Below are 20,197 nucleotides of genomic sequence, written 5' to 3' on the forward strand. Positions count from 1 at the left end.
CTTTCAGGGCGCGTCCGCCCGTTTCACTTGGTATTCCGACTAGGCTGCCCGCTCGGCCTGCTTGCCGAGGTCGCCACGGATGGTCGGGCCCGCGGCGCGGATCTTCTCACGCAGCCGCACGGGCTCGACAACGCGGTCAACGACTTCCGCGTCGATCAGGTTGACGTCGACCACCTCGTTGGCGGCAAACGCCCTGGCGCCGATCGCCTCCAGGCGATCCTCGGCCGCCTTATCGTGGGCAGGGTCCGCCTGATCCACCGTCTCGGCCCAGCCGCCATCGGCGTACCACACGGCAATGCCATCGCCGAGACGATTGGCAGTCAAGATCTTCATGGCTGAACTCCTTCGGCAGCGACGGACGCACCTGCAACCCTGTGTGCCGCGAGCGGCTCTGATCGCTCGAAATTGGCACCGGCGACAGCGTCGCCGATAATGGTCATGACCGGGCCGGAAAGATCGGCCCGTGCTTCCAGCGACGGCAGATCGGCCAGCGTGCCGTGGAAACGGCGGCGGTTGGCAAGACTGGCATTCTCGACCACGGCGACCGCCGTATCCGGCGAAAGGCCGGCCTCGATCAGCCGGCCGGCAACCTCGGCCGCGACCGAGCGGCCCATATAGACGGCAACCGTGGCACCGGAAATCGCGAGCTTGGCCCAGTCCGGCAGCGAATTGCCCTTGAGATCGTGGCCGGTGGTGAAAACCATCGACGAGGAGACACCGCGCAAGGTCAGCGGCAGCTCGAAATCGGCGGCGGCGGCGAAGGCCGCGGTGACACCCGGAACCACCTCATAGGCGATACCGGCGTCACGCAGTGCCGCCATCTCCTCGCCGGCGCGGCCGAACACCAGCGGATCGCCCGACTTCAGCCGCACCACCCGCTTGCCCTGGCGGCCAAGTTCCACCAGCAGCGCATTGATTTCGGCCTGGCTCTTGGTATGGCAGCCCTTGCGTTTTCCGACTGCCAGGCGCTCGGCATCGCGTCGGCCCATGGCGATAACCGACTCCGGCACCAGCGCGTCATGGACGATGACATCGGCCTCCATCAGCAGGCGATGCGCCCGCAGCGTCAGCAGATCCTCGGCGCCCGGGCCGGCGCCAACCAGCGCGATGTGCCCCGAAGCCGGCGCGTTCGACAGGAGCAGATCAGTCGCCGCCTCATACGCCCGCGAAAGCTCGCCAGCCTCGATGGCACGCGCCGGCGCACCGCCGAAGAAGTCGCTCCAGAACCGGCGACGAATATTGCCTTTGGGCAGTCTCTCGGCGGCGGTACGGAACGACGCAGCGAGCGCCGCCAGCCGACCGAACGACGGCGACAGCATGCGGTCGATGCGGCTGCGCAGCATCTGGGCAAGCACCGGGCCTGCCCCTTCGGTACCGATGGCGATGGCGACTGGCGCGCGATTGACCAGCGCGGGGGTGAAGAAATCGCAGAGCTCCGGCCGGTCGACGGCATTGACCGGAAGACCCAGCCGGCGCGCATCCGCGGCGACGCGGCGGTCAAGCGTGTCATCGCCGCTGGCGGCAAACACCATGACCGCGCCGTCGAGCTGCGAGGCATCGTAAACTGCCGCGATATGGCTGGCACCGGACTGGGCGATGAAGGCAAGCAGATCCGGTTCGGCATTTTGGGCGATGATGCGCAGGACCGCGCTCGACTGTTCGATCAGCCGCGCCTTGGCCAGGGCTTGCTCGCCGCCGCCGACAATGGCCACGGCTTCGCCTTCGACCCGCACGAAGACGGGAAAGGCGTTGAGCTTGGCATTGACCTGCGGCATGTGAAACGCAATCCGGGAACAGTATCGCGGTTTTACGCCCGGGCGCGAAAAACCAGAAGCAAACCACTCGCGCATCCTGTGATGGCAGGCAATCGATTTTTCGCAACTGCGAAAGGCAGGAGAAAAATATTCCCCATGCGGGTTCTGGACAGGGCCAAGTCGCAGGCGTGAACTTGATTTCAGCGACTTTTAGCCGCCGGCGCCTCGCCTGGCAAAACTGTTTTTTCTAATTCTACCAATTCGGTAGATTAAAGTAATCCATTGATGAACCTGGCGTTCGGCGTTCACGGCACAGATTTTTGGTACGCCTTGGCGGTTGGAACGTTGCCGGGCCGAAACGCGTTCCCGATATGTCAATTATTCAACAAGGAGCGCTTCCCATGAATACGATCAGACTGAAGCACGGCATCTGGGTTCTGGTGGCCGACGGCGAAAAAGCGCTCTTGCTCAAGAATGCCGGCGACAACAAATTTCCGAACCTTGAGGTCGTGCAGGTGATGGAACAGGAGAACCCGCCCACCCGTGAACAGGGAAGCGACAGTCCCGGCCGATACAATGACGGCCCGTCCGTGCACCGCAGTGCGGTCGAGGATACCGACTGGCACCGGATCGGCAAGGAGCGCTTCGCGGAAGAAATCGCGGCCCGGCTCTACAAGCTCGCCCATGACGGTGAGTTCGACAGCATCGTGCTCGTCGCCCCGCCGGTGGTGCTCGGCACCATGCGCAAGAAGCTGCACAAGGAGGTCGGAGACAAGGTGACGGCTGAAATTCCAAAGACCATGACCAACCACGCCATCTCTGAGATCGAGGCCCTGTTGCAGGCCGCCTGATGGAAGGCGACACACCCGGCCATCGGGGCGAGCATCTCGCGGACCTTGCCTGACCGGCGGCTTTTCGGCTGCCGGTCAGGTAATTGTCGCCCCGCCATCGATTTTCGCGCCCTTGCGGGTTGCACCACCGTCACCCCTTCCACCATATTGCGAAACAGGCGACGGCTCCGGGCGGCGCACATCCGACATCGCTAGCTTGAAAGGCGCTCCATAGACAATGCCGCATGACACGCCCCTTATCGCCACCATCGTCGCCGGTCTGGGGCTGGCTTTCGTCTTCGGCGCTCTCGCCAACCGTTTCCGCATTCCGCCGCTGGTCGGCTATCTCGTAGCCGGTGTGCTGGTCGGGCCGAACACGCCCGGCTTCGTCGCCGATGCCAGCCTTGCCAATGAACTGGCCGAAATCGGCGTCATCCTGCTGATGTTCGGCGTCGGCTTGCATTTCTCGCTGAAGGACCTTTTGTCGGTCCGCGCCATCGCCGTGCCGGGCGCCATCGTTCAGATCGGCTTTGCCACGCTGCTCGGCATCGGTCTTGCCTGGATGCTCGGCTGGTCGATGGGCGCGGGTGTGGTGTTCGGCCTGGCGCTGTCGGTGGCCTCGACCGTGGTGCTGCTGCGTGCGTTGCAGGAGCGCCGCCTGATCGAGACCGAGCGCGGCCGCATCGCCGTCGGCTGGCTGATCGTCGAGGATCTGGCCATGGTGCTGGCGCTGGTGCTGCTGCCGGCGCTTGCCGGTGTGCTGGGTGGCCAGGAGCAGGCGGATGTGCATTCGAGCGGCCTGCTCTCGCTGCCGGCCAGCTACGGCATCTGGGGCGTCGTCGGCATCACGCTGGCCAAGGTCGCGGCCTTCGTCGTCGTCATGCTGGTGGTCGGCCGCAGGGTCATCCCCTGGATCCTGCACTATGTCGCCCATACAGGGTCGCGCGAACTGTTCCGTCTCTCGGTGCTCGCAATCGCACTCGGCGTCGCCTTCGGAGCGGCAAAACTGTTCGGCGTCTCGCTGGCGCTAGGCGCCTTCTTCGCTGGCATGATCATGAGCGAATCCGAGCTCAGCCACCGTGCGGCGGAAGAATCGCTGCCGCTGCGCGATGCCTTTTCGGTGCTGTTCTTCGTCTCCGTCGGCATGCTGTTCGATCCGCTCAGCCTGATCAGCAACGGACTGCCGATCCTGGCCACGCTCGCCATCATCGTTATCGGCAAGTCGCTGGCGGCGTTCGTCATCGTCGTCGCCTTCGGCTATCCCCTGGCCACGGCCTTGATGATTTCGGCCAGCCTTGCCCAGATCGGCGAATTCTCCTTCATCCTGGCGGAACTCGGCGTCGGGTTGAAACTTCTGCCCGAACAGGGTCGCGACCTGATCCTGGCCGGCGCCATCCTGTCGATCGTGCTCAACCCGTTGATGTTCCTGGTCATCGACTGGATGAAGCCGTGGCTGGAAGCTCGTGCCGCCAGGACGGCAGCGCCAGCGGAAACAAAGCCGGTCGGTCCGGCGACCGAACCAGGCCAGGTGGCCTCGGTTGCCTCGACTTTTCAAAAGGAAGACGGCCCACCACCGAAGACTACACTCACCGGCCATGCCATCCTGATCGGCTACGGCCGCGTCGGCGGTCTCGTCGGCACCGCGCTGAAGGAAGCGGCCCTGCCCTTCCTCGTCATCGAGGACGCCGACAAGACACTGGCCAAGCTGAAAGCCGACAATATCGAGACCGTGGCCGGCAATGCCGCCAACGCCGAAGTGTTCGCGGCCGCCAATCCCGAAGGCGCCAGGCGGCTGATCCTCGCCATCCCCAACGCGTTCGAGGCCGGCCAGATCGTCCTGCGGGCGCGTGCCGCCAATCCCAACATCAACGTCGTCGCCCGCGCCCATTCCGATGCCGAGGTCGAGCATCTCAAGGGGCTCGGCGCCGACACGGTGATCATGGGCGAGCGCGAGATCGCGCGTGGCATTGTCGAAGAGGTATTGGGCAACCATGCCGGGCAAAAGCCAGTTCGCGATGCCATGGCGGAAGGCGCGGGAGCCGCGCCTATTGCTTTACAATCGTGAGGCCGGCGTCGATCAGCTATGTCCGGAAGAGCCGATAAATTCAGCGATGCGATTCAGGATCTCGCCTGCCTGGCGATTGCTCAGGCTTGCAGCCCATTCATAAATCAGCAGCGACCCAACGATGTTGGTTTCCGTGAAACGCTCATACCCACGAGCCGGCTCGCTCACACGTGCTGGCCGCCATTGATGTGGATTTCCGAGCCGGTCACGTAGGACGCCTGCCCCGAGCACAGGAAGAAGATGATGTCGGCGACCTCGGCCGTGGTGCCGAGGCGCCTGAGCGGAATGGTCTCGACGATCTTGTCCGTGCCCGGTGACAGGATGGCGGTGTCGATCTCGCCTGGCGCGATGGCGTTGACGCGGATGCCGTGCGGGCCGAAATCATGCGCCATTTCGCGCGTCAGCGAGCCGAGGGCCGCCTTCGACGTGGCGTAGGCGGTGCCGGCAAACGGATGGACGCGGGTGCCGGCGATCGAGGTGACGTTGACGATCGATCCTTTCGCCGCCGCCAACTCCTTGAACAGGCCGCGCGCCAGCATGATCGGCGCGAAGAAATTCACCTGGAAAACGTCACGCCAGACATGCATCGGCGTGTCGATCGAGTCCATGCGGCCGTTGCCGTCCTTAAGCTTCGGCGAAATGCCGGCGTTGTTGACCAAGGCGTGCAGCTGGCCGCCATGCGATTCCAGCCGATGGCGGATTTCCGAGACCGCGATGCCGACATCTTCCTGGTCGGCGAGGTCGACCTTGATGTGATCCTCGGGGCCGGCCGGCCACGGGCAATCCTCGGCAAAGGCCTGGCGCGAGCAGGTGATCACGCGCCAGCCCTCGCGCGAAAAACGCTTGACCGTGGCATGGCCGATGCCCCGGCTGGCGCCGGTCAGCACGATGGTCTTTCTGGTGTCGAGTTCAGCCATGTCGCGGTCTCCGGGCCGGAGATGTAGCCGAACGCCGCGGCGCTGGCGAGAGGCGGATTGACGCCGCTTGAATGAGAGTGTCAGCCGCCGCCCAGAATGTCGAGAATCGAGGTCTTCCGCTTCTTGAGCGGCCCGCCGACGCTGCCTGGCGGCACCGGATGCCCGACAGAGGCGGTGGCGCCGCCATCCGACGGCATGTTGAAGCCATCGGCATCGACGGTCTGGGCCGGCCGCGCGACGCGGGCTGGCGGTTGCGCCGGCGCGGACGGCGGCTGCTGGCCAACGGATGCCGATGGAACCGGTGCCACCTGGTTGTTGTCAGCCGAGGGTATGTCGTCGGGCACGATCGTGTCGGCCGGTGTCGATTTCCAGGTGCCGGGCAGCGGCCGCACCGGCACACCCTCATGCGCGGCGACCATGAATTCGTGCCAGGCCTGCGCCGGCAGCGCGCCGCCGGTGACCTTCTTCATCGCCGTGCCGTCATCATTGCCGAACCACACACCGGTGGTGAGATTGGCGGTGTAGCCGACGAACCAGGCATCGCGCGAATTCTGGCTGGTGCCGGTCTTGCCGGCCGACGGCCAGGCGAAAGCCGCTTTCTTCGCGGTGCCGATCTCGACGGTGCCAGTCATCATCGAATTCATCATGCCGACGATCTCGGGTTTCACCACACGCGGAGCGCTGCCGCCGCCGCCGTCGTAGATCAGCTTGCCGTCCGCAGTCGTGATGCGGCGGATGAAGTGGATGTCGGGCTTGTAGCCGCCATTGGCGAAAGGCACATAGGCCGAGGTCAACTCCAGCGGCGTCACTTCCGAGGTGCCGAGCGCGATCGATGTGTTGGTCTGCAGGTCGGACTGGATGCCCATGCGATGCGCGGCCTCGACCACCGCGTTCGGCCCGACTTCCATGGTCAGCTGCGCGGCAACCGAGTTCAGCGACTTGGCCAGCGCGGTCGCCAAAGTGACCTTGCCGAAGTACTTGCCGCCGTAATTGTCGGGCGTCCAGTTGCCGATCTTGATTGGCGCGTCGTTGCGCACGCTGTCGGGCGTCCGGCCAGCCTCAAGGGCCGCCATATAGACGAACGGCTTGAACGCCGAGCCTGGTTGGCGACGTGCCTCCGAGGCGCGGTCGAACTGGCTGGTCGAATAGTCGTAGCCGCCGACCATGGCGCGCACCGCACCGGAATCGTCGATCGACACGAGCGCGCCCTGGGTGACGTTGAGCTTCTTGCCGCTGTCGTCGATCAGCCGGCGGATCGACTTCTCGGCGAGCTTCTGCAGGTTCAGGTCGACGGTGCTGTCGATGACGATGTCGCCGCGCACGTCGCCGATCAGGTCGGGCAGCTCCTCCATGATGGTGTCGGCAACATAGTTTTCCGAGCCGGTCCAGTAGGATGGCGAGCGTGTCGCCGGAGCACTGAGCGCCGTCTTCAGTTCCTTCTCACTGATCTTGCCCTCCTCGCGCATGGCGGCGAGCACGAGCTGCGAGCGTTCCTCGGCGGCCTTCGGATCGCGCGCCGGCGACAGCCGCGACGGCGCCTTCAAGAGACCTGCAAGCAGGGCCGCTTCCGACAGGGTGACGTCGCGCGCGCTCTTGCCGAAATAGCGCCGCGAAGCCGCCTCGACGCCAAAGGCGCCGGAGCCGAAATAGACCCGGTTGAGGTACATTTCGAGGATCTGGTCCTTGGTGTGCTTGTGCTCCAGCCACAGCGCCAGAAGCACTTCCTGCACCTTGCGCTCCAGCGTACGATCGGGCTTCAGGAACAGGTTCTTGGCCAATTGCTGGGTCAGCGTCGATCCGCCTTGCGAGAAATGCCTGCCGAGCAGGTTGGTCACCATGGCGCGCGACAGGCCAATCGGATCGACACCGAAATGCGAATAGAAGCGGCGGTCCTCGATGGCGATCACCGCCTCGGGGATATAGGGCGACATTTCGTGCAGGCCGACGGCTTCGCCGCCGCTCATGCCGCGATTGGCGAGCAACTGGCCATCGGCCGAGACGATCTTGATGTTGGGAGCGCGGTCGGGGATCGACCATGTCGTGGCCGCCGGCATCTTGGCGCCGTAGTAGATGACGACGCCCGCCACCGCGATGCCGCCCCAGATGGCGAGGACGAAGCACCAGTAGAACAGCCGGCCAAGCACGCCGAACAGGCCACGCCGGCTTCTGCCGCGTCCGCCGCGCGACGATTTCGCTTTCGACGATTTGCGTTTTGCGGAGGCTTTGCGGTTGCTCGGCACGACGCGGTCCTCCTCGCTCACCGAAAGACCGGCCGAGGACCGCGTCTGTGGCGGTCCCTCGAAGCTGGGTTCGATGCGGCTGTCTCTGCGGTTCGCCATGCGCTGCGCTGTCTGTTCCCGGTGCCTATGGCGCTTCGGTTGAAGAGTAGATGCGGCGATTTAAGGGCGGGTTAAGTCGGAAAAATTCAAAGCGATTGATAATCAAATGCTTGGCAGCCTGTCCATTTCCGGGATTGCGGATCAGGCGCCGGCAGGCGGTCGCGTCCGACGAGAGAGACCGATCAGAACCATTGGTCGGAACGCCAGTATCCGGCAGCGGACAAGCCTTTGATGCGCAGTCACGCCATGGTCTCCGTCAGGGCGCGATCGCAGATACGGCGTCGCATTCGACCGCGCCCCAATTCATTCCTCCCCAGATGATCACCTGGTGGATATGCGTCAACCAATCGCCGCACGGACAGAAAGCGCGGCCCTGGACGATTGCATCACCTCGCCGACATGGCAGTAGCAGACGATCTCATGCAGTTGGTGATCGGTCAGCTCGAAGAAGCGCTTGGCTTCGCCATAACTGTCGTCCTTCAGACCCTCGTCTTTCAAAATGGGGTCCGTAAAGGCAACCGATATCGGCGAGCCATCGCCTCGCATGACATTGCGCTCGGGCGGTGCACGGTATTCGGTTCCGGCAAGCGCCGTGAGCAGCCGGCTGGGCGCACGTTCGAGAAGTTCGGCCCAACGTACGAGACGCTGGGTTCGGCTCATTACCGGCTGTGTGATACTAATTTCGGCCACTGCATGCAGTTGGTCCAGTGTTTGGTGCTTCATGGCAACCTCCTGTTCGTTAGGTTGGCTGGCCCCAAACGCCCTATGCCGGCATCATAGCGCCGAAGCTTCGATCCGTCATTCTAATTCCATCTCCGGTCGGTCTCTCTTTCGGCATTACGCCGGTGCGATGGCGCTGCCTTGCCGGCGATTTTCAGCGCCATCGAATATCGAGAGCACCGAGAAGAAAGCCAGCGTCCGCTCTTCGCGTGTGATCGCCATCACGCTGTTCGACCGGTCGATGTCGAGGCCTTTCGGGCCGCCCTCCTCGGGATTGGCCCTGCCACGCAGGAAGGTCTCCTCGTCGAGCACGGGACCCCGGGGAGAAGCGCAGGTCCTCGGTGCGGCCGATCGCCAAAAGCGCCGCCCGCGCCCCTTGGCTGGCTTTGAAGTCGATCCCGGCGATCATTCGCGACCCGCCCAAGAGATCGAACGATGGAAAGGGTCCAGAACTGTGCTGCTGCCCCGGCCCATTGGCGACTGCTTGCCCCCGCATTGATGGTGCTGACTAAGCCGATGGCACCCTCGACGGTCAAGCGCGATGCAGGCATTGCTAGGTTTCAACGGCTAGAGACCCGCTGCCTTCGCCAGATAGGGCGCCAGTGCCAGCGCGTAGGTCGCCGTCATGTGGTGGTAGTCGCGCCAGACAATGATGTTGCCTACGACCGCGGCGCAGGTTTGCTTGCCGCATAAAGCATCGTTCATGTCGACGACCCGGACATCCGGCAATGGCCGGCGGCGAGCGCAAAAACGTTGCTGGCCTCCACTTCGCTTCGCACCGTCACGCATTTGTTGGGGTTGTCGTCGGCCAGGCAATCGCCGGGATCGAACCTGACGAAGGGCGTGTTGCGTCTATCGGTCAAGGCTGCCCGCCATCTGGAAATCAAACGACAAGAGGGTCCGATCGCAGGCTCAGTTCTGCTGGATCGAAATGCCCTTGTCGTCGATCTTGAGTTCGACGCCTTTGGGCCTGGTCTGCTCGCGGTAGACGTAGACGCCGAGCGCGATGACCACGACGGCGAGCGCGCCAATGATGAGGTAGAGCGTATTCTGTTTCATGGCGTGCCCCCAGAGCAATTCCAGGAAAAGTGCGAAGCGGTTTTCCGTCCGGGATTGCGTAAAAACCGTAAAAAACAAAGAGTTAGAGCGGTTCAACGAGTTCTATCAAACGCTGAACCCGCTCCAGTTGTCTCGAGCCTTAGGCTCGCTTGAGGACCCTGACCAGCACCAAAAGGATGATCGCGCCGATCATGGCATGGATGATAGAGGCGATGATGCCGCCGCCTATGGAGAAACCGATCAGCGGGAACAGCCAGCCGGCGATGAATGCGCCGACGATGCCGACGATGATGTTGCCGATCAGGCCGAAGCCGAAACCCGACACGATGAGGCCAGCGAGCCAGCCGGCGATGGCACCAATGATGATGAAGACGAGAAGGCTTTCGACCCCCATAGCGATTTCCTCCGAGCAAGAGAGCGAGCGCGGAGCGGAAGGCTCCGAATCGGCCCCGATATCAACGACTTCAGGCTATTCGAAAGCAGCTGGCCTCGCCAGCGGTACGCTCACTGGTCGTCATCGTCGCCGGCAGCAGGCCGCCAGCTGGTCGGTTCGACCTTCTTTTGCGTGTGGCTGTCGGTATAGACCCACCAGCCGTCGTCGCGGTACTGCGCGATGGATTCGTTGATTACGCCGTCGCTGTCCTTCCAGGTGACGGTGACCTTGGAACCGTCGGTCGGTGCGGTCGATATCGGCTTACGGTCGGTCATGTCATCCCCTTTTCCAGCCGGCAGAACGCCACGGCCGGCATCTGGTTCCAAACCGCCGTCGGGCGCGGATCGTCGCCGGGGCCCTCAGCTATGGGCGAAAATATCCTCCTCGCCCCAGCCCATCAGGTCAAGCTTGGCGCGTGTCGGCAGGAAGCGGAAGCAGGCATCGGCCTCCTTTGTGCGCCCCTCGCGCGCCAGCCTTCCGGCCAGCACCTCACGCAACCGATGCAGGTAGAGCACGTCGGAAGCGGCATATTCGAGCTGTTCGGGCGACAGCGTTTCGGCCGCCCAGTCGGACGATTGCTGCGCCTTGGACAGGCCGACGCCGAGAAGCTCGAAGCAGATGTCCTTCAGCCCGTGCCGGTCGGTATAGGTGCGGGTCAGCCGCGAGGCGATCTTGGTGCAGAACACAGGCTCGGGCATCACCCCGAACGCATTGTAGAGCACGGCCAGGTCGAAGCGCCCGTAGTGGAACAGCTTGGTGATGTTGCGGCTCCTCAGCAGGCTGACGAGGTTCGGCGCCTTCTTCTGGCCCGGTGCGATCTGGATGACGTCGGCGGTGCCGTCGCCCGGCGATATCTGCACCACGCAGAGCCGGTCGCGATGCGGGTTCAGCCCCAGCGTCTCGGTATCGATGGCCACCGCCCCGACATTGTAATGCGAAAGGTCGGGCAGGTCATTTTTGTGGAAACGGATATCGGCCATTGTCTTCTCCGGTCGCGGCGTTACCCGTCCTTGCCGCGATCCGGTGAAAAATCAACAAGAAAACTTGCTTTTCCGCGGCTCAGCGCGTCAGCGCGTCGAGAATGCGCGCCCAGGAACGCTGGCCCTTGTGGAAAGAACTGAGTTCGTATTTCTCGTTGGGCGAATGGATGCGGTCGTCGTCGAGGCCGAAGCCGACCAGCAGCGATTCCATGCCGAGATAGGTCTGGAAGTCGCCCACCACGGGGATCGAGCCGCCGCTGCCGGTCGTCACCGCCGGCTTCGGCCATTCATCCGACAGCGCGGTCTTGGCCTTCGCCAGGAACGGCGAGTCGTAGGAAAGCTGGATTGCCGGCGAACCGCCATGGGCGTGGAATTCGACCGAACAGTCGGCCGGAATGCGCTCCTTGACGAATTGCTGGAAGGTGGCGCGGATCTTCTTGGGATCCTGCTTGTGGACGAGGCGGAAGGACACTTTCGCCGATGCTTCCGCCGCGATCACGGTCTTGAATCCCTTGCCGGTATAGCCACCGATGATGCCGTTGAATTCGGCAGTCGGCCGCGCCCAGGTCAGTTCCAGCACCGAACGTCCCTTTTCGCCCGATGGGATAGACAGGCCGACAGGCCCAAGGAAGGTCTCGGCCGTCTCGCCGAGCGTCTCCCATGATTTCAGCACCTGCGTCGGTGTCTCCTCGACGCCGTCGTAGAAACCCGGAATGGTGATGTGGCCGTCCTTGTCGTGGATGTCGGCCAGCACCTTGGCCAGGATGCGGATCGGGTTGGCCGCGGCCCCGCCATAGAGGCCCGAATGCAGGTCGCGGTCGGCGGCCTTGACCGTGATCTCCTCACCAACCAGCCCGCGCAGCCCAACGCAGATCGATGGCGTTTCGCGGTCCCACATACTGGTATCGCAGACCAGCGCGAAATCGGCCTTGAGTTCCTCGGCATTGGCTTCGAGGAAAGGCTTCAGCGAAGGTGAACCGGATTCCTCCTCACCCTCGAAGAGAATAGTGACGCGGCACGGCAAATTGCCGTGCACCTGCTTCCAGGCGCGGCACGCCTCGACAAAGGTCATCAATTGGCCCTTGTCATCGGCCGAGCCACGCCCGGTGATCACCTTGTGGTCGGGTCCGACCTCCTTGACATCAGGCGCGAATGGATCGTTTTCCCACAGTTCGATCGGGTCGACCGGCTGCACATCGTAGTGGCCGTAGAACAGCACATGCGGCGCGCCGGCAGGCCCGTCATGATGCGCAACCACCATCGGATGGCCGGGCGTGTCGCGCACGCTGGCGTCGAAGCCGATCAGCTTAAGCTCCGCCACCAGCCAGTCCGCCGCCTTGCGGCAGTCGGCGGCATAGGCCGGATCGGTGGAGATCGACTTGATCCTGAGCAGGCCGAACAGCCGTTCCAGGCTCTGGTCGAGATTTTGGTCGAGACGGTCGAGTACGGAGGAAACTGCGGACATTTGCGAAGCCTTTCGATTCAGTGCCGGAACCGTAAAGGCAGAGCGGCGAAACGAAAAGCCGGGACGATTGGACCAAGACCCGATACGGTCGCCGCAAGGCAAAAAAATGCCGCCGTGGTGGAGGGGGAACCACGGCGGCCTTTTACTCGAAACGATGCGGCAGCCCGGAGAGGGGGATAGGCTGCCGCAGTTGCCCGGGATAGGCGGGGGACGGGCCTTGCTCCGGACTTCGGCGAAAACTGCCGATGGCATGTATTTGGGTCTGTGAACGTGGCGATTCAAGGGCACCAACGTTACACTTTTGTAACGTGCTCGTGAGCGGCCCGGTATAACCCCGATCTGTCAGGGTATTGACGGAACCGATCCCTGGCGATGTCTTTGGCATGGACCAAGCCATCGCGCCGCGCTATCCCTGCCGGCATGAAAAAAGGCGATCATCTTTTCCTTGTCGACGGCTCCGGCTACATCTTCCGCGCGTATCACGCACTGCCGCCGCTGACCCGCAAGTCCGACGGCCTTCCGGTCGGTGCCGTTTCCGGTTTCTGCAATATGCTGTGGAAGCTGATGCAGGATGCCCGCAACACTGATGTGGGCATTGTACCCACGCATTTCGCGGTCATCTTCGACTATTCCTCGAAAACCTTCCGCAACGACCTCTACCCCGAATACAAGGCCAACCGTTCGGCGCCGCCGGAGGATCTGATCCCGCAATTCGGCCTGATCCGCCAGGCAACCAAGGCGTTCAACCTGCCTTGCATCGAGATGGAGGGTTTCGAGGCCGACGACCTGATCGCCACCTATTGCCGGCTGGCTTGCGAGGTCGGCGGCGACACCACCATCATCTCCTCCGACAAGGACCTGATGCAGCTGGTCGGCGATACGGTCGGCATGTACGACCCGATGAAGGACCGCCAGATCGGCATCCCCGAGGTGATCGAGAAATGGGGCGTGCCGCCGGAAAAGATGGTCGACCTGCAAGCACTTACCGGCGACTCCGTCGACAATGTTCCGGGTGTGCCTGGCATCGGGCCGAAGACGGCAGCGCAGTTGCTGGAGCAGTTCGGCGACCTCGATGGGCTGCTCGCCCGCGCCGGCGAGATCAAGCAGGACAAGAGGCGCGAAACGATCATCGCTAATGCCGACAAAGCGCGCATTTCGCGCCAGCTGGTGACGCTGAAGAACGACGTGCCGGTGACCGAGGGCCTGGACGATTTCGTGCTTCATGCCCCTGACGGGCCGAAGCTGATCGGCTTCCTCAAGACCATGGAATTCTCCTCGCTGACCCGCCGCGTGGCGGAAGCGACCGGCACCGAGGCCGGCGACGTCCAGGCCGTCGCGGTGACCGTCGAGCGCGCCGATGCCGCGCACGGGCCCGATGTGGGCGCGGGGACACCGATCGTTGCCCGAGACGGGGCCGGGCCAGAGGCAGACGCAACTGCTACACCGACGACAGAGACACCTAAGCAGGGGGACACCCCTTCCCTGCTCTCCGCGCTGCGGCTGGAGGGCGCGGCGACGCACAAGATCGACACGTCGGCCTATCATTGCGTCCGCGATATCGCGACGCTGAAGGCCTGGATCGCCGAGGCGCGGGAGACCGGCATCGTCGCCTTCGACGCCAGGGCGACCTCGCCCGACCCGATGCAGGCCGAACTGATTGGCATGGCAATAGCCACGGCGCCCGGCCGCGCCGCCTACATCCCCTTCGCCCACAGGAGCGGCAACGGCGATCTGCTGGGCGGCGGCATGCTTGAGAACCAGATTGCTCTTCGCGAAGCGCTGGCGCTGCTGAAGCCGCTGCTCGAAGACAGGTCGGTCCTCAAGATCGCGCAGAACCTGAAATACGATCTGGTCATCATGAGCCGCTATGGCATCGATGTCGCACCGTTCGACGACACCATGCTGATCTCCTACGTGCTTGACGCCGGCACCCCGCATGGTCACGGCATGGACGCGCTTGCCGAGAAATGGCTTGGTCACTCACCCCTCCAGATCAAGGATGTGACCGGCTCCGGCAAAAGCTCGGTCGGTTTCGACCAGGTCGGCATCGACAAGGCGACCGCCCATGCCGCCGAGGACGCCGATGTGACGCTGCGGCTCTGGCTGGTACTGAAGCCCCGGCTTGCGGCCAAGGGCCTGGTCTCGGTCTATGAGCGGCTGGAGCGGCCGCTGGTGCCTGTACTGGCCCGCATGGAACAGCGCGGCATCTCCGTCGACCGGCAGATCCTGTCGCGGCTGTCGGGCGAACTCGCACAAGGCGCTGCCCGGCTCGAGGAGGAAATCTACCAGCTCATCGGCGAGCGCATCAACATCGGCTCGCCCAAGCAGCTCGGCGACATCCTGTTCGGCCGCATGGGCCTGCCAGGCGGCTCGAAAACCAAGACTGGCCAGTGGTCGACTTCGGCACAGCTTCTGGAAGACCTTGCCGCCGAAGGCCACGAACTGCCGCGCAAGATCGTCGACTGGCGCCAGCTGACCAAGCTGAAATCGACCTACACCGACGCGCTGCCGGGCTTCATCCATCAGGACACCAAACGTGTCCACACCTCCTACGCGCTGGCCGCGACCACGACGGGCCGGCTGTCATCCTCCGAGCCCAACCTGCAGAACATCCCGGTGCGTACCGCCGAAGGCCGCAAGATCAGGACCGCCTTCATCGCCGACAAGGGCAACCGCCTGGTCTCGGCCGACTACAGCCAGATCGAACTGCGCGTGCTTGCCCATGTCGCCGAAATCCCGCAGCTGCGGCAGGCCTTCGCCGATGGGGCGGACATCCACGCCATCACCGCCTCGGAAATGTTCAACGTGCCGGTGGAGGGCATGCCCTCGGAAATCCGCCGCCGCGCCAAGGCGATCAATTTCGGCATCATCTACGGCATCTCGGCCTTTGGCCTCGCCAACCAGCTGTCGATCCCGCGCGAGGAAGCCAGCAACTATATCAAGAAGTACTTCGAGCGCTTCCCCGGCATCCGCGACTATATCGAGGAGACCAAGGCCTATGCCCGCGAGCACGGCTTCGTCGAGACGATCTTCGGCCGCCGCATCCATTATCCGGATATAAGGTCCTCGAACCCGTCGATCCGCGCGTTCAACGAGCGCGCCTCGATCAATGCCCGCCTGCAGGGCACCGCCGCCGACATCATCCGCCGCGCCATGGTGCGCATGGAGGAAGCGCTGGAGAAGGCAAAGCTGTCAGCCCGCATGCTCCTGCAAGTGCATGACGAACTGATCTTCGAGACGGTGGAGGCGGAGGTCGAAGCGACGATTCCCGTCGTGCGCCACGTCATGGAAAACGCGGCGATGCCGGCGGTATCGATGTCGGTGCCGCTGCACGTCGATGCGCGAGCGGCGAATAATTGGGATGAGGCGCATTAAGCGCAAACTTCGTCATCCTCGGGCTTAACCCGAGGATCCATTCCGTGACCTCAGTTGAAAAACACGGCGGAGCAGAACTCGAGTTCTGCATCGTAGCGACACGTCGATGTCACGGCATGGATACTAGAGCATGATGCCGAAAAGTGTGAAGCGGTTTTCGGACGACATCATGCTCTAACTTTTTGATTTAGAGACGGATTCAGATTTCAGGTCGACTCGACCTGAAATCATCCGGCTCTAGGGTCTGCGCGCGTCGCTTCGCTCCTTGCTTCGCCCTAGTATGACGAAGCGAAGGCTTACGCCGCCTCGGCCCGGCACTTGGCACATACGCCCCGAAACTCGATCACCGCCTTCTTGGCGGCGAAGCCGGTGGAACGCACCCATTCGTCCAGTCGGTGTCCAACATCATGGTCGGACATTTCGCTCACCTGCCCGCAGCTGTCGCAGATGGCGAAAGCGGTCATCGAATGGCTGTGGTCGTGCGGGTCGGCGCAGGCGACGAAGGAGTTGATGCTTTCCAGCCTGTGCACGAAGCCTGATTTCACCAGCGTGTCGAGCGCGCGATAGACTTGAAGCGGCGCGCGGAAACCGCGTTCACGCAGTTGATCGAGCAAGGTGTAGGCGCTGAGCGGCCCGCTGGCGGTCTCGAGCTTTTCGAGCACGCACAACTGGTTCTTAGTCAGCACATCCCTTGCCGCCATGGTCCCGTTCCAACTTTCCCGCGCCATCCGCAGGCTGTTTGCCGGTGCAAACGGCCTGATCCCATTCAGATAGCGACGAACCGTCGTCTTTGCTACTCTTCTGTTGTTGTCCCGGTCGATCGATGACGTGACTGCACAAGGGTGATGGCAGGATTGATGGCGAAGCGACATTCAAAATACTGACAGGGTCCTCGACGAGGTGGCCTCGCTTGGGAAGTTCGATCGGGCTTCGGGAGGCGCTATGTTCAAATTGACACGCCGCACGCTGCTTGTCGGCACGTCCGCGCTGATGGCTGCGGGCACGGTTTCGTTCCGGGCGCTGGCGGCACCGCGCACCATGACTGACCCGTTGACCAGCAACATGATCAGGCCGAAGGCGCACTGGCCCGGCCTCTGTCATCAACAAGGCCGGCGGGAGCGATCCGCCGGCTTTTGTTAGCCGGCTCCGGCTATTTCCTTGGCGGGCCGTTGCGTTCCGCGGAAGCCGCCCACAGATTGATGTCGGACTCGCGTGCGTAGCCATCGATCTCCGCCAGTTCGGCATCGCTGAAATCGAGCACCCTCAGCGCCCCGACGCAATCCTCGACCTGTTCCGGCCGGCTTGCGCCGATCAATGCCGACGTCACCTTGCCTCTGCGTAGCACCCAGGCCAGCGCCATCTGCGCCAGCGTCTGGCCGCGCCTGCCGGCGATGGCGTTGAGTGCCTTGATGTTGGCAATAGTGCGGGCGTTGATGAAGGCTGTCTTCAGCGACTTGCCCTGGGAAGCACGGCTGCCTTCAGGGATGCCGCCGAGATATTTGTCGGTCAGCATGCCTTGGGCCAGCGGCGAGAACACGATGGAGCCGACGCCGAGCCCCTCAAGCGTATCGAGCAGGCCGTCTTCCTCGACCCAGCGGTTCAGCATCGAATAGCTCGGCTGGTGGATGATGCATGGCGTGCCGAGCTGTCTCAATATGTCGGCGGCTTCGCGGGTGCGCTGCGAATTGTAGGAAGAGATACCGGCATAGAGCGCCTTGCCCGAACGCACCGCATGGTCGAGCGCGCCCATGGTTTCTTCCAGCGGCGTATCGGGATCGAAGCGGTGCGAATAGAAGATGTCGACATAATCCAGCCCCATCCGCTTGAGGCTCTGGTCGAGGCTGGCCAGCATGTATTTGCGCCCGCCCCATTCGCCATAGGGACCGGCCCACATTTCATAGCCGGCCTTGGTCGAGATGATCAGCTCGTCGCGATGGGAGGCGAAATCGGTGCGCAGGATCTCGCCGAAAGCGGTCTCGGCCGACCCGGGCGGCGGCCCGTAATTGTTGGCGAGGTCGAAATGGGTGATGCCGAGGTCGAAAGCCTTGCGGGCGATCGCCTGCTTGGTCCGGTGCGGCGTGTCGTCGCCGAAATTGTGCCACAGCCCCAGCGAGATCGCCGGCAGCTTGAGGCCGGACCGTCCGCAGCGGTTGTAGATCATTTTTTCGTAGCGGTTTTCGGCGGGTACGTAAGGCATGGGGAATCCTCGATCTGAAACGGACGGGCGCGGCAATTGCGAATGCAACGACCAGCCCTACGCCCACCCTTTAACCTCTCCCCGCGCAAACGGGGAGAGGGGCAGCCAAATTATCGATAATCTCCGCCGCCTATTTTTTCTTCTTGGCCAGCAGTTCCTTCGCCTCCTTCACGCCGAGTGCGGCCGGACGCTCGCAACTCGTCTGCATGGCGACGAATTTCCCGCTTTCGCCCGAGCGCAATATGCCGGTCATGACATCGACGGCATGCAGCGCCAGTTCCATCGAACAGCGGTGCGGCCGTCCTTCGACGATCGCCAGCGCCATGTCGGCGAGGCCCACGGTGCGGTAATTGGCCATCATGCCGTGGCCGTGCATTTCATTCGGCACGCCAAGCGGATGCTTCCACTTCGGCAATTTCTTGACCGGCTTGCCCTCTTCGGTGAAGCGCACGTCGCCGCCGAAGAAGTTCGGATCCGGCACGAATACCGTGCCCGCCTCGCCATAGAGTTCCATCGGCGCGTGGCCGTGAGCCCAGACGTCCCAGCTGGTGTTCAGCGTCACCACGGCGCCATTCTCGAATTCCAGCAATCCATGGATTGTGGTCGGCGTGTTGACCGGGATTTTTTCACCCGCGCGCGGTTTCGATGAAATCGTCCGTTCCTTGGCAGGGGTCGTCGCAAAGGCCGCCACCTGCTTCACCGGGCCGATCAGCTGGATCAGATTGGTGATATAGTACGGCCCGATATCGAGCACCGGCCCCGCGCCTGGCTGGAAGAAGAAGTCGGGATTCGGGTGCCAGTGCTCCATGCCGTGGCCCATGACATGGCAGGTGCCGCTGGTGATGTTGCCGAGCTTCCCCTCGTCGATCAGCTCGCGCACCAGCTGATGCGCGCCGCCGAGGAACGTGTCCGGCGCCGAGCCGATGCGCAGCCCCTTTTTACCGGCCCGTGCCTTGAGGTCCTGGCCCTCCTTGAGCGACAGCACGAAGGGCTTTTCGGAATAGACGTGCTTGCCGGCATCGAGCACCTGCTTCGACACCTCATAGTGCACCGCAGGTATCGTCAGGTTGACGATGATGTCGATGTCATCGGCCTTGAGCAGGTCCTCAACGGTCTCGGCGCGCAGCCTGAACTCCTTCGCCCGCGCCTTGGCCGCGTCCATGTTGATGTCGGCGCAGGCGCGCATCTCGATGCCGCGAAACAGCGGCGCCAGCGAAAAATACGCCTTCGAGATGTTGCCGCAGCCGATGACGCCGATACCCAGTTTCTTTGCCATGGTGATTGTCCTAATAGGTCTTGACGGATGCGATCGAGCGGCGGGCGAAGCGCTCGATGTCGTTGGGGTTGTCCTGTTCCATGATAAAGTATCTTGCCGCGCTCTTGGCCCGCAGCACCTTGATCAGGCCGGCCCAGTCGATCGTGCCGTGGCCGACATCCGACCAGCCATCCTCATCCAGCCCTTCGCCCGGTTTCGCCATGTCCTTGACGTGGACGGCGACGATGCGCTTGCCATGCTTTTCGATCCAGGGCAGCGGGTCGGCTCCGCCGCGTATAATCCAGGCAACGTCCATCTCCCATCCGATGTCGGGCGCGGAGGATAGAATATGGTCCTGCGGCACCGAGCCGTCGGCGAGCGCCTTGAACTCGAAATCATGGTTGTGCCAGGCAAAGCCGTAACCGGCCTTCGAAGCCACCTCGCCGACCTTTGCCAGGCGCTCGCCGAAACCGCGCCAGCCGGCGGCGTCGGACGGCCTGTCCTCGGCCATCAGATAGGGACAGATCAAAAGCTTGATGCCGAGCGCTTCGGCGATCCTGCGCACGCCATCGAAATCCTTCTCCAGCGCGTCGATGGAAAAATGGCCGGTCGGCATGGAAAGGCCGTTCTTGTCGAGCTCGGCGCGGAAGGCCTTGGGATTTTCATAGACGCCGCCGAAACCTTCGACCTCGGTGTAGCCGAGCTTGCCGAGTGTGGCGAGCACGCCTTCCCAGGGCTGGAAATTGCGGGCGCTGTAAAGTTGGAATGACCAGTTCATCGTCTCTGTCCGTTCTGCTTGGGGGATCGT

The 20,197-nt window shown here is 63.2% G+C and carries 21 protein-coding genes; 4 read left to right on the forward strand and 17 right to left on the reverse strand.

Features of this window, described 5'->3' with window-relative positions; genetic code table 11:
- Nucleotides 1–39: 39 nt before the first annotated feature.
- Complete coding sequence (locus FJ930_RS05705) at nucleotides 40–333, reverse strand: DUF2849 domain-containing protein (protein ID WP_141835747.1); 294 nt, start codon at nucleotides 331–333, stop codon at nucleotides 40–42.
- On the reverse strand, nucleotides 330–1,775 hold the full coding sequence (cysG, locus tag FJ930_RS05710; protein WP_141835750.1) for a siroheme synthase CysG: 1,446 nt from the start codon (nucleotides 1,773–1,775) through the stop codon (nucleotides 330–332). Before cysG ends, FJ930_RS05705 begins: the two co-directional genes overlap by 4 nt.
- A 380-nt stretch (nucleotides 1,776–2,155) precedes the next feature.
- Here cysG and FJ930_RS05715 point away from each other — a divergent pair, with 380 nt between their 5' ends.
- Both FJ930_RS05715 and FJ930_RS05720 read left to right on the forward strand, forming a co-directional pair.
- A complete protein-coding gene (locus tag FJ930_RS05715) occupies nucleotides 2,156–2,605 on the forward strand; it encodes a host attachment protein (RefSeq protein ID WP_141835752.1) in 450 nt (149 codons plus the stop codon).
- Nucleotides 2,606–2,822: 217 nt separating this feature from the next.
- Nucleotides 2,823–4,649: a cation:proton antiporter gene (locus tag FJ930_RS05720; RefSeq protein WP_141835755.1), complete on the forward strand. Its 1,827-nt coding sequence runs from the start codon at nucleotides 2,823–2,825 to the stop codon at nucleotides 4,647–4,649.
- Nucleotides 4,650–4,813: 164 nt separating this feature from the next.
- Here FJ930_RS05720 and FJ930_RS05725 read toward each other — a convergent pair whose 3' ends face one another.
- The 11 genes from FJ930_RS05725 to FJ930_RS05765 all read right to left on the reverse strand — a co-directional run bounded on the left by FJ930_RS05725 (nucleotide 4,814) and on the right by FJ930_RS05765 (nucleotide 12,562).
- The gene (locus tag FJ930_RS05725) at nucleotides 4,814–5,566 is read right to left on the reverse strand and encodes an SDR family oxidoreductase (RefSeq protein ID WP_140744913.1); all 753 of its coding nucleotides are present in this window, start codon (nucleotides 5,564–5,566) and stop codon (nucleotides 4,814–4,816) included.
- Nucleotides 5,567–5,646: 80 nt separating this feature from the next.
- Entirely contained in the window at nucleotides 5,647–7,905 is a 2,259-nt protein-coding gene (locus FJ930_RS05730) for a transglycosylase domain-containing protein (protein ID WP_141835758.1), read from the reverse strand.
- Nucleotides 7,906–8,244: 339 nt separating this feature from the next.
- Nucleotides 8,245–8,628 carry a hypothetical protein gene (locus FJ930_RS05735; protein WP_140744915.1) on the reverse strand — a complete coding sequence of 128 codons (384 nt, stop codon included), beginning with the start codon at nucleotides 8,626–8,628 and terminating at the stop codon, nucleotides 8,245–8,247.
- Between the two features lie 114 nt (nucleotides 8,629–8,742).
- A complete protein-coding gene (locus FJ930_RS05740) occupies nucleotides 8,743–8,937 on the reverse strand; it encodes a hypothetical protein (RefSeq protein ID WP_246676811.1) in 195 nt (64 codons plus the stop codon).
- A 255-nt stretch (nucleotides 8,938–9,192) separates the two neighbouring features.
- Entirely contained in the window at nucleotides 9,193–9,330 is a 138-nt protein-coding gene (locus FJ930_RS29980; protein WP_181173258.1) for a hypothetical protein, read from the reverse strand.
- Nucleotides 9,327–9,488, reverse strand: a complete 162-nt coding sequence (locus tag FJ930_RS29985) for a hypothetical protein (RefSeq protein ID WP_181763283.1) — start codon at nucleotides 9,486–9,488, stop codon at nucleotides 9,327–9,329. The genes FJ930_RS29980 and FJ930_RS29985 overlap by 4 nt, the downstream gene beginning before the upstream one ends.
- Before the next feature lie 49 nt (nucleotides 9,489–9,537).
- The gene (locus tag FJ930_RS05745) at nucleotides 9,538–9,684 is read right to left on the reverse strand and encodes a hypothetical protein (RefSeq protein ID WP_141835948.1); all 147 of its coding nucleotides are present in this window, start codon (nucleotides 9,682–9,684) and stop codon (nucleotides 9,538–9,540) included.
- Nucleotides 9,685–9,823: 139 nt separating this feature from the next.
- Nucleotides 9,824–10,078, reverse strand: coding sequence for a GlsB/YeaQ/YmgE family stress response membrane protein (locus FJ930_RS05750; RefSeq protein WP_141835761.1), 255 nt, complete (start codon nucleotides 10,076–10,078; stop codon nucleotides 9,824–9,826).
- 110 nt (nucleotides 10,079–10,188) lie between these two features.
- A complete protein-coding gene (locus tag FJ930_RS05755) occupies nucleotides 10,189–10,392 on the reverse strand; it encodes a hypothetical protein (protein WP_141835764.1) in 204 nt (67 codons plus the stop codon).
- Nucleotides 10,393–10,476: 84 nt separating this feature from the next.
- Nucleotides 10,477–11,097, reverse strand: a complete 621-nt coding sequence (locus FJ930_RS05760; RefSeq protein WP_140744920.1) for a ribonuclease D — start codon at nucleotides 11,095–11,097, stop codon at nucleotides 10,477–10,479.
- 79 nt (nucleotides 11,098–11,176) lie between these two features.
- A complete protein-coding gene (locus tag FJ930_RS05765; RefSeq protein ID WP_141835767.1) occupies nucleotides 11,177–12,562 on the reverse strand; it encodes a M20/M25/M40 family metallo-hydrolase in 1,386 nt (461 codons plus the stop codon).
- A gap of 420 nt (nucleotides 12,563–12,982) precedes the next feature.
- Between FJ930_RS05765 and polA the strand changes: the two genes are divergently transcribed.
- Nucleotides 12,983–15,937 carry a DNA polymerase I gene (polA, locus tag FJ930_RS05770; protein WP_181763288.1) on the forward strand — a complete coding sequence of 985 codons (2,955 nt, stop codon included), beginning with the start codon at nucleotides 12,983–12,985 and terminating at the stop codon, nucleotides 15,935–15,937.
- Between the two features lie 296 nt (nucleotides 15,938–16,233).
- Here polA and FJ930_RS05775 read toward each other — a convergent pair whose 3' ends face one another.
- Nucleotides 16,234–16,638 carry a Fur family transcriptional regulator gene (locus FJ930_RS05775; protein ID WP_141835770.1) on the reverse strand — a complete coding sequence of 135 codons (405 nt, stop codon included), beginning with the start codon at nucleotides 16,636–16,638 and terminating at the stop codon, nucleotides 16,234–16,236.
- A 241-nt stretch (nucleotides 16,639–16,879) separates the two neighbouring features.
- Here FJ930_RS05775 and FJ930_RS05780 point away from each other — a divergent pair, with 241 nt between their 5' ends.
- The gene (locus FJ930_RS05780; protein ID WP_181763290.1) at nucleotides 16,880–17,077 is read left to right on the forward strand and encodes a hypothetical protein; all 198 of its coding nucleotides are present in this window, start codon (nucleotides 16,880–16,882) and stop codon (nucleotides 17,075–17,077) included.
- A 10-nt stretch (nucleotides 17,078–17,087) separates the two neighbouring features.
- Here the strand turns inward: FJ930_RS05780 and mgrA are convergent, their stop codons facing one another.
- The 3 genes from mgrA to FJ930_RS05795 form a co-directional block, all read right to left on the reverse strand.
- On the reverse strand, nucleotides 17,088–18,134 hold the full coding sequence (gene mgrA / locus FJ930_RS05785) for an L-glyceraldehyde 3-phosphate reductase (protein ID WP_141835777.1): 1,047 nt from the start codon (nucleotides 18,132–18,134) through the stop codon (nucleotides 17,088–17,090).
- A 130-nt stretch (nucleotides 18,135–18,264) separates the two neighbouring features.
- Nucleotides 18,265–19,410 carry a Gfo/Idh/MocA family oxidoreductase gene (locus FJ930_RS05790; RefSeq protein WP_141835781.1) on the reverse strand — a complete coding sequence of 382 codons (1,146 nt, stop codon included), beginning with the start codon at nucleotides 19,408–19,410 and terminating at the stop codon, nucleotides 18,265–18,267.
- Between the two features lie 10 nt (nucleotides 19,411–19,420).
- Nucleotides 19,421–20,167, reverse strand: a complete 747-nt coding sequence (locus FJ930_RS05795) for a sugar phosphate isomerase/epimerase (protein ID WP_141835784.1) — start codon at nucleotides 20,165–20,167, stop codon at nucleotides 19,421–19,423.
- Between the last annotated feature and the right edge of the window lie 30 nt (nucleotides 20,168–20,197).

Origin of the sequence: Mesorhizobium sp. B2-4-15 (assembly GCF_006658505.1) — a bacterium.
GTDB lineage: Bacteria > Pseudomonadota > Alphaproteobacteria > Rhizobiales > Rhizobiaceae > Mesorhizobium.